The organism is Roseibium sp. M-1 (assembly GCF_054515675.1).
This window is the reverse complement of the sequence record NZ_CM137257.1, coordinates 869945-886104: the sequence shown is the minus strand read 5'-3', so window position 1 is coordinate 886104 and position 16160 is coordinate 869945. Positions and strand designations below refer to the sequence as shown.

Below are 16160 nucleotides of genomic sequence, written 5' to 3'. Positions count from 1 at the left end.
GCTGGCGCACCTGCTGCAACCCTGTGGTACTCTGAAGGGTGAGAATCATTGGAATCCGGGCAGCGTTATGCGTATTTCGAGAGTTTGCGGATCAATCCTTGCAGCCGGAACAGTGACCGGCAGAACCCTCGCCCCTGTCGCGATGGCCGCCGTCATGTTGGCTTTCGCCTGGTCCTCAGGTGCAACTGCTGAGGACGGCGATGTTGCGTGGAGCCATGGCATCGCCATGCATGGCAGCCCTGCCCTCGGTCCCGATGAACCCTTTCCCTACGCCAACCCGCAGGCTCCCAAGGGCGGCAGCATCACGCTTGGCGTTCAGGGCACCTTCGACAGCCTGAATTCGTTCATCGTCCAGGGCGGATGGACATCGGCGCGCGGCATGCGTGAGCGCGAGTTCGGCAACAACATCCTGGAAAGCCTGCTGGTCCGCTCCTATGACGAGCCCTTCTCTCTTTACGGCCTCCTTGCGCAGCGGGTGCGCATGCCGTACAGCCGCGAGTGGATCGAATTCGAACTCAATCCGGAGGCAAGGTTTTCGGACGGCACTCCGGTGACGGTCGATGACGTCATCTTTTCGCTGGAAATCATCGCCGAAAAGGGACGCCCGCCCTTCCGCAACTGGTATGCCGCCATCACGGAAAAGCAGGTGACGGCGCCGAACCGGCTGAAGCTCGTGTTCGAAAACGGCGATAACCGGGAACTGCCCCTGCTGATCGCCTTGGCGCCCATCTATTCAAAGAAGCACACGGATGCGGCCAACTTCGACAAATCGTCGTTGACCCCACCGGTCGGCTCCGGTCCTTACACCTTCAAGACTATCGAGCCGGGCCGTCTGGTCGTTTATGAGAAGAACGAAGACTATTGGGCCAAGGACCTGCCGGTCAAAGCCGGTTTCGACAATTTCGACGAGATCCGGGTTGAATATTATCGGGACGAAACCACGCTCCAGGAAGCCTTCAAGAAGGGGATCGTCGACGCGCTGCAGTTCCGTGATCCCGTCCGTTGGGCAACCGGTTTCGATTTTCCCGCTTTCAAGAACGGCGATGTCGCAAAGATCGCGATCCCGCTCGGCATCCCGGCCGCAATGCAGGGCATGGCCTTCAACACGAGACGGGACCAGTTTTCCGACCGGAACGTCCGCAAGGCCTTGCGGATGCTGTTCGATTTCGAATGGGTGAACCGGAACCTTTATCACGGCCTCTACACCCGCACGGCTGGCTATTGGGACAATTCGGAACTTTCCTCGATCGGGCGACCTGCCGGCGAACGCGAGAAGGAATTGCTGGCTCCGTTCCCGGATGCGGTCGATCCGGAGGTCATGGCAGGCACATGGCGGCCGACTGACGCCGATGGCTCGGGGCGCGACCGCAAGATCCTGCGAGCCGCGCTGAACGAATTTGCCTCGGCGGGCTACGCCCTCAAGGACGGCAAACTCATTCATTCCGAGACCGGCAATCAGCTTTCCTTCGAAATCCTCGCCAAGAACGAAGATGAGGAAAAGCTGGCGCTCGCCTATATCCGGACGCTCGAGCTTCTGGGCGTCGAGGCAAGCGTGCGCAGCGTCGACCCGACCCAGTTCGAAGACCGCCGCACCAAGCGTGACTTCGACATGGTCTTCAACACCTGGCAGGCATCCCTGTCGCCAGGCGCCGAGCAATACGGACGGTGGTCCTCGAAGGCCGCGGAAACCGAAGGGTCCTTCAATTTTGTCGGCGCGAGCGAACCCGCCATCGACGCCATGATCGATGCAATTGTCGGCGCACGCACCCAGGACGAATTTGTTGCAGCCGTCCGGGCTTTCGACCGCGTGCTGATTTCCGGTGCCTATGCCGTGCCGCTGTATCACGTGCCGGACGACTGGGTCGCACACTGGAAGAAAGTGGTGCCGCCCCAGAAGGAGTCCCTTTACGGGCATGAGTACGACACATGGTGGGCCGCCGCTCAATAACTATCGGACCAACGGACGAAAGACGACATGAAAGCCACCCAAGACAGCTTGTCCAAGGAGTATCACGAGAGCGGAGCCTGGTCCGATGTGCCGCTTGACGAACTCTTCCGGAAAACCGCCGCCGAACACCCGGATCGGCTTGCCCTGGTGGATGCGCCCGACCGCTCCACCTGGACCGGCGGAAGCCCGCGCCAGTTGACCTACCGCGAAGCGGACCGGGAAATCGACCGGCTCGCCGCTTTCTACAAGACCGTCGGCCTTGCCGCCGATCACGTGATCGGTGTCCAGGCACCCAACACGGTCGACACGGTCATCGCCATTCTCGCAGCCCTCCGGGCCGACCTCGTCATCTCGCCGCTGCCGCTCCATTGGCGGCAGAAAAACGTCCTGGAAGCCCTCAACTCGATCGGCGCCAAGGGGTTCATTGCCGCCGACAGGGTGGAGACGCGCGATGTCGGCACTGCGGCCCGTGACGTCGCCGCCGAACTCTTCTCGTTGCGTTTTGTCTTCGGTCTCGGCAAGGACATACCAGATGGCCTGATCGAACTTGGCCCTATGCTGGCGGAGATGGGCGATGCCCTCACCTTCACGCCGTCAGAACGCCCGGATCCCGCCGATCACACTGCAACGATCTGCTGGAGCCGAAGCGGCGAAGAAAACGTGCCGGTGACACGCTGCCACAATCACTGGATTTCCGCGGCGCAGATGATCGTTCACGAAGCCCATGTCAAGGAAGCCAGCACGCTGGTGCTGCCCTATTCCCTGAGCGGCCTGACAGGCCTTGGCGGCGGTCTCGTGCCCTGGCTCATGACCGGTGGAACATTGCATCTGCACCATCCGACGTCGCTCGCCAATCTGGCAACACATGCGAATGAGGTGGAAGCGGATATCGTCATGACGCCGGGCCCTCTGGCGCAGACCCTGGACCGCAAGCTTTCCAATACCAAGACGACCATTCTTGCAGCGTGGAACATCGCCGCGCCGCATCCGACGACATTCGTTGCCCGCCGGCGGCTCATCGACCTGCACGTGGCCGACGAATACGCGCTGGTTGCCAAGGTGCGAAGTCCGTCCGCAAAGATGAAGGCGACCGCGCTGGGAAAATATAGCGGGTCGAACGGGTGCGAAAGCGGGCCAGCCCTTCTCGAAATCGCGGTCACCGAGGAGGTGGACGCTCAGATTCAGTCGCTGCTGGTTAAAGGACCGATGGTTCCGGAAATCGGCTGGCGAACCATGCATGTGGACCAGCAACAGGTCCGGTGGGAAGAAACCGGGTTCCTCAACACCAACATAAAGGTTGAATTGACGGAAGGCGGTATATCCGGTTTCGGCATTCCAGGGCTCTATGCACTCGGCACCGGAAACCTCGAAACGATCGATGTCATCTATTCCGGCTATCCCGGCATTCGCGAGGCTGCTGCCTTTATAGTCGAGGATCCGGTTCTAGGCGCAAGGATGTATGCCGCACTTGTTCCGGACTCCGGACACGTGCCGGATGCCGGTGCCTTCTTTGCCTATCTCGATGCGGAAGGCGTAGACCTTGCCAAGATCCCCCATCGTGTGTTGATTTTAAGGTCACTGCCACGGAACTCGGACGGGACCATCAGCCGGGACCGCTTGACCATGCGGACACAACGTCTGCCGGCAGCCGTGGCATAGATGGGGACGCGGAATGGATGTTGAAACCTCGCTGTCCTGGCGCGGCCCATACTGGTATGCGGGCCGGCGGCCGAGGCGGAGCAGCAATGGGGACATGCCGGAAGACCTCGATGTCTCGCTGCTGAGCATGTTCGAGCGGCGCGGCGGGCTCCCCATGGCGTTGCCGGCCGCGATCGTTATCGACATTGCTTCCATTATCGAAGATCAGCGTATTGGTTTCTTTGACTGGCTGCTGCCGCAGGTGCGTGCTCTCTCCTGCGAAGTTCCATTCTATATCCTCACCGGCAGCGAAGACGTGTTTCCGGAAGGATTGCAGGCAACGGCCATCATCGACCGAATCGTGCCCGATGAAGTTCTGTTGATGCTAATCTGCATTCACCAAAGGGCCATATTGCGATCGGAAGAGGCGCAGTTGCGCCGCAGGATCTTCGGCCGCATTCCCGGTTTCGGATCCGCCCCCCATCATTCCGGCACCAGCAGCCTGCTGGTCGTCGGCCTGAGCGGCCGTTTCCTGGAATGGCAGGATGCCAGCGACCAGAAGGTTGAAGTGGTTGGCGCATTCGACGGCAACATGGCGGTCGAATTCATGTCGAAACGGGCCTTCGACGCCGTCGTCATCGATGCCCCCTTCGACGATGCGATCGACTACATGCAGCAGATCCGGCGAGATGCACGCTTTGCCGGTTTGCCGGTTTTGGCCGTGTGCGAGCGTGAGGAGGATCTGGTCCTCCTGTTCCGCAACGGCGCATCCGACGTTCTGGTCGGAGAAAACCGGAAGGAGACCCTTTCACGGCGGCTGAAATCGGCCCTTCGCTTCGGCAAGAGACGCCGGTTGGCGGACCGGATCCTGGCGGAAAGCCATGTCTGGCTGCGCCAGCAAGTCACCGAGGGCGGTCTCGAAGTCGAAGATTACACCCGCTATCTGGAAGCCTGCAGCGATGCGCTCGCAGCACGCGGGCTCGATCTTTGGGAAATGCGGCTGCAACCTGAAAATTTCGGCATCGCCGTCCATTCGGAGGACGAACTGGACGAAATTTACGCCACCCTTCTTTCCATCGCCGATGCAACAAGCCGGGACGAGGATCTCGTCTGCCTTGTGCGGGAATTCGGCCCGGTTGCGGTCCTGAAAAATGAGGCCGGCACGACCCGCCTGCAAAAACGCATCAACTCAATCCTGATCCACACGGTGCTTTGAGCTTACAGGCATACAAGCCAATTTGGCGTCTGCCTTAACGTTGCCGTGAAATTGGGGTTGGCATATTTGTCAAAGACATTAGCTTTGACACTATCTCAGAACAGTTCCGGAAGCCTCATGACAGATCCTGCCCCGCTCACCGTCGATGTCGTCTCGGACGTGATGTGCCCCTGGTGCTACATTGGCAAGCGACGGCTGGAAGCGGCTCTGCGGTCTGTGCCGCAACTCAACATCCTGGTTCGCTGGCATCCGTTCCAGATCGATGCGACGCTGCCGAAAACCGGCAAGGACCGCAAACAGTATCTTAGCGACAAGTTCGGTGGCCTTGAGCGCGCCGATGCGTTCTACAGCCAGATCCGGGCAGCCGGTCAGGAAGAAGGCATTCCCTTTGCTTTCGAGGACATCAAGCTGTCGCCCAACACTCTCGATTGCCATCGCCTGATCCTGTGGTCGAAAGCGGACGATCTTCAGGACGAAGTCGTGGAACTCCTCTTCAAGGCCTATTTTCTAGATGGCGAGGATCTGACAGACCCTGCGGTTCTTGTCCGCATATCGGCGGACGCAGGCATGCAGTCGGACCTGGTGGAGCAACTCCTTGAAACGGAAACCGATCTCGACAAGGTCGAGGCCCAGATTGCCAATGCTCAAACCTCCGGCATAACAGGCGTGCCCTGTTTCATCATCGACGGCAGGTTCGTGCTTGCCGGAGCCGAGAAGGCGGAAACCATCGCGGCCGCCCTGTTGCACGCGGAGGAAACCCGCGCCAACCCGCAGGTCGTTGCCACGCACTGAAAGACCTTCTTCTGAAAAACAAAAAGCCCCGCAAATGCGGGGCTTTCCGTTTGAAGCTGTGCTGAAAATCAGCCACGCAGGATGGACCGGCCGACATAGACGGCCTGGGCGCCGAGTTCTTCCTCGATGCGGATCAGCTGATTGTACTTTGCAAGCCGGTCGGAACGCGCAAGCGACCCCGTTTTGATCTGGCCGCAATTGGTGGCAACCGCAAGATCGGCAATCGTGCTGTCTTCGGTTTCGCCGGACCGGTGCGACATGACAGCGGTATAAGCCGCCTTGTGCGCGGTTTCGACGGCGTCGAGCGTTTCCGACAGGGTGCCAATCTGGTTGACCTTGATCAGGATCGAGTTGGCGACACCAAGGCCGATGCCCTTGCGCAGACGCTCCGAATTGGTGACGAAAAGATCGTCGCCAACCAGCTGGCACTTGTTGCCGATGAGGTCGGTCGTAGCCTTCCAGCCGTCCCAGTCGTCTTCCGCAAGGCCGTCTTCGATCGAGATGATCGGGTAACGGGAGACGAGATCTGCCAGGTACTTCGCCATTTCTTCCGGCGCCAGGGTCTTGCCCTCGCCTTCCAGAACGTATTTGCCGTCCTTGAAGAACTCGGTGGAAGCCGCGTCAAGCGCCAGGAAGACGTCTTCGCCCGGCTTGTAGCCAGCGGTCTCGATGGCCTTCATGACGAAACCGATGGCAGCGTCCGTCGATTCCAGGTTCGGAGCGAAGCCGCCTTCGTCGCCGACATTGGTGTTGTGACCGGCGGCATTCAGCGCTTTTTTCAGGGTGTGGAAGATTTCCGAGCCCATGCGCACAGCTTCGCTGAGACTCTCAGCGCCGACCGGCATGATCATGAATTCCTGGAAGTCGATCGGGTTGTCGGCGTGGGCACCGCCATTGATGATGTTCATCATTGGAACCGGCAGGGTACGGGCCGAGGTTCCGCCGACATAGCGGTAGAGCGGCAGGCCGGAGGCCTGGGCAGCTGCGCGGGAAACGGCCAGGGACACGCCGAGGATTGCGTTGGCACCAAGGCGTGACTTGTTGCTGGTGCCGTCGAGATCGATCATCGCCTGGTCGATCTGCAGCTGGTCTTCGGCATCAAGGCCACCGACCGTCTCGAAGATCTCGCCGTTGACTGCATCGACGGCATTCTGCACGCCCTTGCCCATGAAACGGTCGCCGCCATCACGCAACTCGACAGCCTCATGTGCACCGGTGGAGGCGCCGGACGGTACCGCCGCACGGCCGAAGGAGCCGTCTTCCAGAAAGACATCGACCTCGACGGTCGGGTTGCCGCGGCTGTCAAAAATCTGACGGCCGATGACATCGATAATGGCGGTCATGGAAAGAACTCCCTTGTCGCATGTAGCTGAGCTGAATTCGCCGGTGGAGGTCCGGCACTTCCGGAAGCCGGCGAACCGGCCAGATGAGTAGAGCGGAGGCTCCGCATGATAAAGCCGCACCCCTGAAGGTGCGGCTTGAAAGTGTTATTCCGCGGCTGCCACCGGGGCTTTGACCACGTTGTCGAGCGCTTTCAACTGTGTGAGAAGCGCTTCAAGATCCTTCAGCGGAACCATGTTCGGGCCGTCCGAGGGAGCCTTGTCGGGGTCGGGATGGGTTTCAATGAAGAGACCGGCGACACCGACGGCAACGGCAGCGCGGGCAAGAACCGGCACCATGGTGCGGTCGCCACCTGTAGAGGCGCCCTGCCCGCCGGGCTGCTGAACGGAATGGGTGGCATCGAAGACGACCGGCGCACCCGTTTGTGCCATGATCGGCAGCGCGCGCATATCAGTCACCAGGGTGTTGTAACCGAAGCTGGCGCCGCGCTCTGTCAGAAGCACGTTCGGATTGCCGGATCCGGTCACCTTTCCGAGCACGTTTTTCATGTCCCAGGGCGCCAGGAACTGACCCTTCTTGACATTGACGACACGGCCGGTCTGAGCAGCAGCAACAAGCAGATCCGTCTGGCGGCACAGAAAGGCCGGGATCTGAAGCACGTCGACAACTTCGGCAACCGGCGCGCATTGGTCTGCGCTGTGAATGTCGGTCACGACCGGCATGCCGAATTTTTCCTTCACCTCGGCAAAGATCGGCAAGGCTTCCTTCATGCCAACGCCCCGTCCGCCGGAAAGTGACGTGCGGTTGGCCTTGTCGAAAGAGGTCTTGTAAACGACGCCGATACCGAGACGGCCGGCAATCTCCTTGATTGCTGCGGCGCATTCCAGCGCATGGTCCCGGCTTTCGAGGGCGCAAGGGCCAGCCAACAAGCTGAAAGGCGCTTCGTTGCTGAACGTTACGTTGCCAACGGAAACTACGCGGTTTGCCTCAGTCATCTTTCACCTTGTGTCATCGGAAGCGCCTTGCTTCGTTGTTCCACGGAAGCAAGGTCCGGGCCCAACCCTTTGCGGGTGTTCCATAGCGCTCTTTTGGTTTCCCCGCAACATCGCCAGCTGAGAGATTGATGTGGAATTAAATCGATTTAAAATTCGACACGGCCGTAACGGCCTCATTATCATCACAGTGTTCAACTCATAGGAATTTTGTCGCGCCGCACAATGGACCGGCCGACGGAATGCCAGCCCCGGCTTTCCCGGTTCGAAACATTAAGCGTGAGTTTCGTGGAACGGTTGTCTATTACTGGGCAACGAAAAATGCGGAAGCTGTCAAACAGTCAGCATCGGAAGGTCTGAGATGAACAAACCCATTCGCAAAGCCGTCCTGCCTGTCGCAGGTCTAGGAACCCGCTTCTTGCCTGCGACCAAGGCGGTTCCGAAGGAAATGCTGACAATCGTCGACCGGCCGATCATCCAGTATGTGGTTGACGAGGCCCGCGCGGCGGGGATCGAACACATCGTTTTCGTCACCGGCCGCAACAAGCATGTTATCGAAGATCACTTCGACATGGCTTATGAGCTGGAAGACACGCTGAAGGCGCGCAACAAGACCGCGGCCCTGGAGCTTCTGGAAAAACACCGGCCAGTGCCCGGGTCGACGAGCTTCACACGCCAGCAGGCACCGCTCGGCCTCGGCCATGCCATCTGGTGCGCACGTGACATCATCGGCGACGACCCGTTTGCGATCCTCCTGCCGGACATGATCATCAAGTCCCAGGTCAGTTGCCTCAAACAGATGGTTGACCTCTATGAGGAGGTTGGTGGCAACATCATCGCCGTGGAAGAAGTCCCGGAAGAAGAAACTCACAATTACGGCATTGTCGAACTGGCCGATGAGATCAACGGGAATGCCCGCAAAATCACCAACATGGTGGAGAAACCTGCGCCGGGCACCGCTCCGTCCAATCTGATGATCACCGGGCGCTACATTCTCCAGCCGGAGATTTTTGACCTGCTCGGACGGCACAGCAAGGGCGCCGGTGGCGAAATTCAGCTGACCGACAGCATGCTCGCCATGATGAAAACCCAGCCCTTCGCTTCGCTCAAGTTCGAAGGGCGCAGCTATGACTGCGGCAGCAAGGCAGGGTTCCTCAGCGCCAACATCGCCTTCGGCATGGACGATCCGAAGCTTGCCCGGGAAATGGTGCCATTCCTTGAAGAAATGATTCGTCGTCCTCTGGCAGCTGAATAAGCAGTTCCACGTTCAAAGCGGGCTTGAAAAAGCCGCTGGTAACAGATTAGGAGTGGGCCGGACCGTAATGCGGTTCGGCCCTTCCCGTATCGGCTTCCTGTACTCCGATCTGCCCTGGAAATTTCATGTCCGACACTTTGAAGTCTTCGAAGAAAATCGCCGTCATAGGCCTTGGATATGTCGGTCTGCCGGTTGCAACCGCCTTTGCGGCGTATGGCTACGATGTCCTGGGATTCGACATCAATCGCAGGCGATTGCAGGAATTGGCAGAGGGTCGGGACAGCACCGCATCCGTCTCGACGGGGGATCTTGTGCAGAAGACCCTCTCTTTTTCCGCGAATGAGGAAGACCTTCGCGACCGGGATATTCTCATTGTCGCCGTTCCGACGCCGGTGGACGAAGCCAAGCGTCCGGATCTTTCTCCCTTCAAAAGCGCGGCAGCAACCGTCGGCCGCAATCTGAAACGGGACGCGATCGCAGTCTTTGAATCCACCGTCTACCCGGGTGCGACGGAAGAGGTAGCCGTGCCGATCCTCGAACGGGAATCCGGCAGGAAGCTCGGGACAGATTTCGAAGTCGGCTATTCGCCCGAGCGCATCAATCCAGGCGATACGGAGCGGGGCTTTGCAGATATCACCAAGATCGTCTCGGCGTCTTCCAAACCGGCGCTTGAGACATTGGCCGCCCTTTATGGCTCGGTGGTAACGGCCGGCATTCACAAGGCACCGTCGATCCGTGTCGCGGAAGCCGCCAAGGTGATCGAAAACACCCAGCGCGACCTCAACATCGCCTTGATGAACGAACTCTCGATGCTGTTCCACCAGATGGGGATCGACACAAGGGATGTTCTGGCGGGCTCTGCCACCAAATGGAACTTCCTTCCGTTCCAGCCCGGTCTTGTTGGTGGTCACTGCATCGGTGTCGATCCCTATTACCTGACCCACAAGGCCCATGAAATCGGCCTGACACCGCAGGTGATCCTCGCCGGTCGCGGCACCAACGAAGCCATGCCCGCCTTCATCGCCGGCAAGATCATCCAGGAAGGTGTGAAACTCGGATTGCCGATGCCGCCGAAAATTTCCGTTTTCGGCATCACCTACAAGGCGAATGTACCGGATACCCGAAATTCCAAGGTGGTGGATCTCATTCGCGAATTGCAGAAATTCGGTGCGAAGATCCAGGTGATCGATCCACTCGCCGATCCGGAGCAGGTTTCCGAGGAATACGGAATCACCCTCACCTCACATGAGAAGCTTGAGGTTGCGGATATCGCGGTATTCGCGGTTCCTCATTCGCAATTTTGTCAGGGTGGTTCAAGCTGGAGCACATTGGCGGGCGCCTTGAACGGTGCGCGGGGCCTTGTTGCCGATATTCCGGCATTGCTGGACCGGACAACCGTTCCCGACGGTATTCGGCTCTGGCGCCTTTGAATTGACGGGATAATTTCGCGTCAAAGAGAAAAACTCAGACCGGCATTTGTTTTTCTTTCGAACATTGCAATGGATGAGGCCGCAAAGAGGCCTTGATTGACGCAGGGGATTATTCGGATTTTAGCAATCTGAAAAGGGTTTCGGGCCGTATAATAATCGAGTTTCGGGAAAGGAGACACCGATCATGGCTCATGCTCGTTTCTGGAAGTTGGCGGCAGCAGCTGGCGTAAGCCTGATACTGGCCACCGGAGCGGTCCGCGCGGAAGACAGTCTCGACAGCGGCGCCTTTCACAAGATCATCAAGGATCAGATGACTGCCTTTGCTTCCGGCAACGCCAAGCAGGCTTTTTCTTTTGCCACCAGCTCCCTGCAACAGCGGTTCCAGACGCCGGAATTCTTCATGGAAATGGTCCGCCAAGGCTATCAACCTGTCTACCGGCCGCAAAGCGTCACCTTTGGCCGGTCAAAGATGACTTCACTCGGTCCGACGCAGGAAGTCTTCGTAACCGGTCCGAACGGCAAGAGCTGGGTAGCGCTTTACAGTTTCGAGCAGCAGGACGACGGCAGCTGGCGGATTTCCGGCTGTTACCTGACAGCTTCGGACGGCCTGTCCACCTGACGCCTTGTGTGCGTGCGGCTAGTCCTAGCGAACCTCAGGCCTAAAGAGCCGGAATGTCGCCGCGCGCCCAGTCTTCCTTGGTCCTGGCGTAGAAATCCTCGAAACGGCTTTCCTCGATAGCGTCGCGCATTCCCTGCATGAGCTGCTGATAGTAGGCGATGTTGTTCCAGGTGAGCAGCATACCGGCGAGCCCCTCGCCCGCCCGCACAAGGTGATGCAGATAGGCGCGGCTGTAGATGCTTGACGCCGGACAATCACTTGCCTCATCCAGGGGACGCGGATCGTCCTGGTGGCGCGCATTCTTCAGGTTCACCTTGCCGAAGCGCGTATAGGCGAGCCCATGACGGCCGGCCCGGGTCGGCATGACGCAGTCGAACTGGTCGATCCCGCGCTTCACGCTTTCCAGAAGATCGTCCGGCGTGCCGACGCCCATCAGGTAGCGTGGCTTCTCCACCGGCATGACGGGTGTCGTGATCTCGAGCATTGCCAGCATCACGTCCTGCGGCTCGCCAACGGCCAGACCGCCGACCGAATAGCCTTCGAAGGGCATTTTACCGAGTTCTTCGGCCGAGCGGACGCGCAGATCCGGCTGATCGCCGCCCTGAACGATGCCATATAGCCCCTGCCCCTTGTCCGGACCGTCCATTGCCTCGAACTGCTTGCGGGACCGCTCTGCCCAACGCAGCGACAGCTCCATCGCGCGCTGTACTTCTTCGCGCGGGCTCGGCAACTTGATGCATTCGTCGAGCTGCATCTGGATGTCCGAGCCGAGCAGACCCTGGATTTCGACCGAACGCTCCGGCGTCAGGTGATATTTCTGGCCGTCGATATGGCTCTGGAATCGAACCCCGTCCTCGTCAAGCTTGCGCAGTTGTGCCAGTGACATCACCTGGAAACCGCCGCTGTCGGTAAGGATCGTATGCGGCCAGTTCATGAATTCGTGCAGGCCGCCAAGCTTAGCAACGCGCTCCGCCGTCGGACGCAGCATCAAGTGATAGGTGTTGCCGAGCACCACATCGGCACCGGTTTCACGTACCTGGCCCGGATACATGGCCTTGACCGTCGCTTGCGTGCCGACCGGCATGAAGGCCGGCGTACGGACGATGCCGTGCGGTGTGGTGATCTCGCCACGCCGGGCCATGCCATCGGTCTTGATCAGCTTGAAGCCGAAGGGTTTTGCGGTGTCAGTCATGAAAGGTCCTCAGACGGCGCCTTCCTGCGGGAACAGAAGCGAGGCGTCGCCGTAGCTGTAGAAACGGTAGTCCTGCGCGATGGCATGGGCATAGGCCGCGCGCATGGTCTCAAGACCCGAGAGCGCGGACACAAGCATGAACAGGGTCGAACGCGGCAGGTGGAAATTGGTCATCAGGGCATCGATTGCCCTGAAGCGATAACCCGGCGTGATGAAAATCGAAGTCTCACCGGCAAAGGGCGCGATCGCACCACTCTTCAGGGCTGAGCTTTCGAGAATGCGGAGTGATGTGGTGCCGACGCTGACAACCTTGTTGCCGCGTGCCTTGACCGCCAGCAGGGCTTCGGCGGTGTCCCGGGAAACCTCGCCCCATTCCGCATGCATCTTGTGGTCGTTCGTATCGTCGGCCTTTACGGGCAGAAAGGTGCCCGCGCCCACATGCAGTGTCACCCGGTGCTGCTCGATGCCCCGGTCACTCAATGCCTGCAGCAGCTCAGGCGTGAAATGAAGACCGGCGGTCGGGGCCGCGACGGCGCCGTCGCGCTCGGCGAAAATTGTCTGATAGTCCTTGCGGTCCTGATCGTCCTCGCCGCGCTTCTGGGCGATATAGGGCGGCAGCGGGATATGGCCGACGGCCGCTATCGCGACATCCAGATCCGGACCAGACCGGTCGAACACCAAGAGGACTTCGCCGGCATCGCCTTTTTCGGCGACTTCTGCTGTCAGACGGGTGCCGAAGCCTTCAAAAAGAATGTCGTCGCCGACCTGCAGTTTCTTTGCCGGCCGCACGAACGCCTTCCAGCGGTCGGGACCGGTGCGCATATGCAGTGTGGCGCCAATGCCTGCAGAAATTTCACCGCGCAGACGCGTGCCTTCCAGCTGGGCCGGAATAACCCTGGTGTCGTTGAAGACAAGAGCATCGCCCGGCTGCAGCATTGCCGGCAGATCCCGCACCCCGTTGTCGCTCAACAGCGGATCGGAACCGGGACGCACGACCAGCATGCGCGCTGTGTCACGCGGCCGGGCGGGTCGCAGGGCGATCCGTTCGTTTGGAAGGTCAAAATCGAATTGGTCGACGCGCATGGCGGCCTTGCGATGTTTTGATCATTGGAGGACAGGCGCGGCTGCGTATCGGCCGGCGCGCTGGATCGACCGCTCATAACGGGCCGTCTTTTTCTGGTCAACAGGTCGTTTGCAATTCCTCACGGGAACACTTGTTGGAAATCAGGGATTAAAGACCGCCTTTTGAAGCTTTCCCGTGCCTCTGTCACGTTTGACAGTATTTGTTCTGCAGGAAGACGCATATGATATGCGGACCAATTGGCAAGACGGAGTTGCGATGCTCGTTGTTATACGAATTTGGGCATTTTTTCTGCTGATCGGAATCCAAGCGGCACAGGCGACTGTATTGGAAGTGATCGCGGTAGAATACCCTCCGTATACAACCCCTACCCGGTCTGATGACGGTCTGGTCTTTCATGAATTGCGAACCTGGCTGTCAGCGAGGAAACTTCCCTTCACGATAAAAGCCCGATTTTTACCACCCGCACGAGCTCAGCATGCGGTTGATACAGGCGATTGGTGCGTTGCCTTGTACCCGCCTTCAGCTTCCACGCCTCACGTCTATCGGCAGATTGGCGATGCGAAGATCGTGATTGGGCTTGTTCGCAGAAAAGAAGAAGAACCGTTTGTCTGGTCTTCACCGGAAGAGTTTCGGGGGAAACGCATCGCTCTGCTACGTAGCTCGACCTTGTCGGACTTCTGGATGCCCTTCGAGAAGGCCGGTGCTGAGTTCACATTCGTCGAGACAATGGAACAGGCGCTTGGAATGCTCGTTAGAACCCGTGTCGACTACGCTGCTGCAGATCGTGCAGGTCTCGAGGAATTCAGGAAAACCTTTCCTGAAGGAAGAGAGCTGGAATTTTCGGAAAAGGGAATTCAGGAATATCCGCTGCGAGTTTTCCTCAGCGAACGATGCCGGGATTTGCTGGGCCCTGAAGAAGAAAGAGGCGCGGACGAAGATACCGCGCCTCTCCAGAACTGATTGATACCGGAAATCAGGCGGCGTCGGCAGCAACCTTGACCGAGACGATGTTGTCCGGATTGGAAACCGGCTCGCCGCGCTTGATCTTGTCGACGTTGTCCATGCCTTCGATCACTTCGCCCCAGACCGTGTACTGACCATCGAGCCACGGCGCATCGGTGAAGCAGATGAAGAACTGGCTGTCGCCGGAATTCGGATCCTGCGCGCGGGCCATGGAGCAAGTGCCGCGCACGTGCTTTTCCTTGCTGAATTCGGCCTTCAGCTTCTTGCCGGAACCGCCGGTGCCGGTGCCGTTCGGGCAACCGGTCTGGGCCATGAAGCCGTCAATCACCCGGTGGAAGACGATGCCGTCGTAAAAGCCTTCGCGGACAAGTTCCTTGATGCGTGCGACATGGGTCGGTGCCAGGTCCGGCTTCATCTCGATCACAATCGGGCCCTGGGTGGTTTCCATGAACAGGGTGTTTTCGGCGTCTTTGATATCGGCCATCGGGTTAGTCTCCTTTGGTATTCCTTGAATGGGGTGGCAAGCTTTGACCGGGCGCTTATTGAGCGTCGGCCGCAACCTGCATCTTTACGATCTTGTCCGGATTTGCCGGCGGTTCACCGCGGGTGATGTTGTCGACGAACTCCATGCCGTCGACAACTTCGCCGAAAACAGTGTACTGGCCGTTGAGGAATGCCCCTTCGTCGAACATGATGAAGAACTGCGAATTGGCGCTGTTGGGGTTCTGGGCACGGGCCATGCCGAGCGTGCCGCGCTCGAACGGCGCATTGGAGAATTCGGCTTTCAGGTCAGGCTCGTTGGAACCTCCCATGCCGGTGCCGGTCGGATCGCCCGTCTGGGCCATGAAGCCGTCAATTACCCGGTGAAAGACGATACCGTCGTAAAAGCCCTCACGGGCCAGTTTCTTGATGCGTTCCACATGCTGAGGCGCAAGATCCGGTCGCAACTGGATGACGACACGGCCGTCCTTGAGATCAAGATAAAGCGTGTTTTCCAGGTCCGTGCCCTGTGCCTGAACGGCAGCGGGCATGATCAGGATCGATGCCAGAACGGCAAATACGGCGAAAAGGCGTGACACGGGGGTCTCCTAAGGTTCAGGTCAAAGCAATCAATCAATCAGTTGCCGGGATTTGCCCGGCTCCTCAGCGGCTCCGCAACGGGTTTGGGAACGAAGGCCGCAATTTCCCCACCCATTTTTGCGATCTGGCGCACCAAGGTGGCGGTGATATGGCGGACGTGCGGGGACGCCGGCAAAAACACGGTACGGATGTCCGGTTCCAGCGTGCCGTTCATGCCGGCCATCTGCATTTCGTAATCAAGGTCGGTACCGTCACGCAGCCCCCGGACCAGGTAGGCCGCCTTCTGGGTGCGTGCCCTGTTGATGACGAGGTCGTCAAAGGCAATTACATCGATGCGTTCTGCCTCTTCCTGGCTGAACTCGGCCTTTGCCGAGGCGTGGATCAGTTCGACCCGCTCCTCGAAGGTGAAGAGTGGCGTCTTGCCGGGATGTATCCCGATCGCAACCACCACCTTGTCGGCCAGGGCAAGTGCCTGCCGCAGGATGTCCATGTGGCCGTTTGTGACTGGGTCGAAGGAACCCGGATAAAGCGCAATGCGAGTCATGGCTCCTTCCTTACTCTGCCTGCTCCAGCCTCACAAGCAAAACGCAAATACATCCGTTCATTTGCC

15 protein-coding genes are annotated in these 16160 nt (G+C 59.1%); 8 read left to right on the top strand and 7 right to left on the bottom strand.

Annotation, left to right across the window (positions count from 1 at the left end):
* The first annotated feature begins 142 nt into the window (after positions 1–142).
* From ACX3M4_RS04030 to ACX3M4_RS04015, 4 genes are all read left to right on the top strand, one after another.
* The gene (locus ACX3M4_RS04030) at positions 143–1948 is read left to right on the top strand and encodes an extracellular solute-binding protein (RefSeq protein WP_459359361.1); all 1806 of its coding nucleotides are present in this window, start codon (positions 143–145) and stop codon (positions 1946–1948) included.
* Positions 1949–1975: 27 nt separating this feature from the next.
* Entirely contained in the window at positions 1976–3607 is a 1632-nt protein-coding gene (locus ACX3M4_RS04025; protein ID WP_459357310.1) for an AMP-binding protein, read from the top strand.
* A gap of 13 nt (positions 3608–3620) precedes the next feature.
* Positions 3621–4802, top strand: coding sequence for a PleD family two-component system response regulator (locus tag ACX3M4_RS04020; protein ID WP_459357309.1), 1182 nt, complete (start codon positions 3621–3623; stop codon positions 4800–4802).
* 117 nt (positions 4803–4919) lie between these two features.
* Positions 4920–5594 (top strand): DsbA family oxidoreductase, encoded by a 675-nt coding sequence (locus ACX3M4_RS04015; protein ID WP_459357308.1) that lies wholly within the window; start codon positions 4920–4922, stop codon positions 5592–5594.
* 68 nt (positions 5595–5662) lie between these two features.
* On the opposite strand, the gene eno is transcribed toward ACX3M4_RS04015, so the two are convergent.
* Positions 5663–6937: a phosphopyruvate hydratase gene (gene eno, locus ACX3M4_RS04010; protein WP_459357307.1), complete on the bottom strand. Its 1275-nt coding sequence runs from the start codon at positions 6935–6937 to the stop codon at positions 5663–5665.
* A 144-nt stretch (positions 6938–7081) separates the two neighbouring features.
* A complete protein-coding gene (kdsA, locus tag ACX3M4_RS04005; RefSeq protein WP_459357306.1) occupies positions 7082–7930 on the bottom strand; it encodes a 3-deoxy-8-phosphooctulonate synthase in 849 nt (282 codons plus the stop codon).
* A gap of 358 nt (positions 7931–8288) precedes the next feature.
* Here kdsA and galU point away from each other — a divergent pair, with 358 nt between their 5' ends.
* The 3 genes from galU to ACX3M4_RS03990 all read left to right on the top strand — a co-directional run bounded on the left by galU (position 8289) and on the right by ACX3M4_RS03990 (position 11231).
* The gene (galU, locus tag ACX3M4_RS04000; protein WP_459357305.1) at positions 8289–9182 is read left to right on the top strand and encodes a UTP--glucose-1-phosphate uridylyltransferase GalU; all 894 of its coding nucleotides are present in this window, start codon (positions 8289–8291) and stop codon (positions 9180–9182) included.
* A 125-nt stretch (positions 9183–9307) separates the two neighbouring features.
* Positions 9308–10612, top strand: a complete 1305-nt coding sequence (locus ACX3M4_RS03995) for a nucleotide sugar dehydrogenase (protein WP_459357304.1) — start codon at positions 9308–9310, stop codon at positions 10610–10612.
* Between the two features lie 184 nt (positions 10613–10796).
* The gene (locus ACX3M4_RS03990; protein WP_459357303.1) at positions 10797–11231 is read left to right on the top strand and encodes a DUF4864 domain-containing protein; all 435 of its coding nucleotides are present in this window, start codon (positions 10797–10799) and stop codon (positions 11229–11231) included.
* Positions 11232–11271: 40 nt separating this feature from the next.
* Here ACX3M4_RS03990 and tgt read toward each other — a convergent pair whose 3' ends face one another.
* Both tgt and queA read right to left on the bottom strand, forming a co-directional pair.
* Complete coding sequence (tgt, locus tag ACX3M4_RS03985; RefSeq protein WP_459357302.1) at positions 11272–12423, bottom strand: tRNA guanosine(34) transglycosylase Tgt; 1152 nt, start codon at positions 12421–12423, stop codon at positions 11272–11274.
* Between the two features lie 9 nt (positions 12424–12432).
* Positions 12433–13506, bottom strand: coding sequence for a tRNA preQ1(34) S-adenosylmethionine ribosyltransferase-isomerase QueA (gene queA / locus ACX3M4_RS03980; protein ID WP_459357301.1), 1074 nt, complete (start codon positions 13504–13506; stop codon positions 12433–12435).
* A 256-nt stretch (positions 13507–13762) separates the two neighbouring features.
* Between queA and ACX3M4_RS03975 the strand changes: the two genes are divergently transcribed.
* Entirely contained in the window at positions 13763–14467 is a 705-nt protein-coding gene (locus tag ACX3M4_RS03975) for a hypothetical protein (RefSeq protein WP_459357300.1), read from the top strand.
* 13 nt (positions 14468–14480) lie between these two features.
* On the opposite strand, the gene ACX3M4_RS03970 is transcribed toward ACX3M4_RS03975, so the two are convergent.
* The 3 genes from ACX3M4_RS03970 to coaD all read right to left on the bottom strand — a co-directional run bounded on the left by ACX3M4_RS03970 (position 14481) and on the right by coaD (position 16094).
* Positions 14481–14945 carry a peptidylprolyl isomerase gene (locus tag ACX3M4_RS03970; RefSeq protein ID WP_459359360.1) on the bottom strand — a complete coding sequence of 155 codons (465 nt, stop codon included), beginning with the start codon at positions 14943–14945 and terminating at the stop codon, positions 14481–14483.
* Between the two features lie 64 nt (positions 14946–15009).
* Entirely contained in the window at positions 15010–15501 is a 492-nt protein-coding gene (locus ACX3M4_RS03965) for a peptidylprolyl isomerase (RefSeq protein WP_459359359.1), read from the bottom strand.
* Positions 15502–15587: 86 nt separating this feature from the next.
* Positions 15588–16094: a pantetheine-phosphate adenylyltransferase gene (gene coaD, locus ACX3M4_RS03960; RefSeq protein ID WP_459357299.1), complete on the bottom strand. Its 507-nt coding sequence runs from the start codon at positions 16092–16094 to the stop codon at positions 15588–15590.
* Positions 16095–16160 lie beyond the last annotated feature (66 nt).

Bases quoted from the DNA above. Each gene is read 5' to 3' on its own strand.
- ACX3M4_RS04015 (WP_459357308.1), top strand. From the start codon at position 4,920: ATGACAGATCCTGCCCCGCTCACCGTCGATGTCGTCTCGGACGTGATG.
- coaD (WP_459357299.1), bottom strand. From the start codon at position 16,094: ATGACTCGCATTGCGCTTTATCCGGGTTCCTTCGACCCAGTCACAAAC.
- ACX3M4_RS04030 (WP_459359361.1), top strand. From the start codon at position 143: ATGGCCGCCGTCATGTTGGCTTTCGCCTGGTCCTCAGGTGCAACTGCT.
- tgt (WP_459357302.1), bottom strand. From the start codon at position 12,423: ATGACTGACACCGCAAAACCCTTCGGCTTCAAGCTGATCAAGACCGAT.
- ACX3M4_RS04025 (WP_459357310.1), top strand. From the start codon at position 1,976: ATGAAAGCCACCCAAGACAGCTTGTCCAAGGAGTATCACGAGAGCGGA.
- galU (WP_459357305.1), top strand. From the start codon at position 8,289: ATGAACAAACCCATTCGCAAAGCCGTCCTGCCTGTCGCAGGTCTAGGA.
- eno (WP_459357307.1), bottom strand. From the start codon at position 6,937: ATGACCGCCATTATCGATGTCATCGGCCGTCAGATTTTTGACAGCCGC.
- ACX3M4_RS03990 (WP_459357303.1), top strand. From the start codon at position 10,797: ATGGCTCATGCTCGTTTCTGGAAGTTGGCGGCAGCAGCTGGCGTAAGC.
- ACX3M4_RS03995 (WP_459357304.1), top strand. From the start codon at position 9,308: ATGTCCGACACTTTGAAGTCTTCGAAGAAAATCGCCGTCATAGGCCTT.
- ACX3M4_RS03965 (WP_459359359.1), bottom strand. From the start codon at position 15,501: ATGCCCGCTGCCGTTCAGGCACAGGGCACGGACCTGGAAAACACGCTT.
- kdsA (WP_459357306.1), bottom strand. From the start codon at position 7,930: ATGACTGAGGCAAACCGCGTAGTTTCCGTTGGCAACGTAACGTTCAGC.
- ACX3M4_RS03975 (WP_459357300.1), top strand. From the start codon at position 13,763: ATGCTCGTTGTTATACGAATTTGGGCATTTTTTCTGCTGATCGGAATC.
- ACX3M4_RS04020 (WP_459357309.1), top strand. From the start codon at position 3,621: ATGGATGTTGAAACCTCGCTGTCCTGGCGCGGCCCATACTGGTATGCG.
- queA (WP_459357301.1), bottom strand. From the start codon at position 13,506: ATGCGCGTCGACCAATTCGATTTTGACCTTCCAAACGAACGGATCGCC.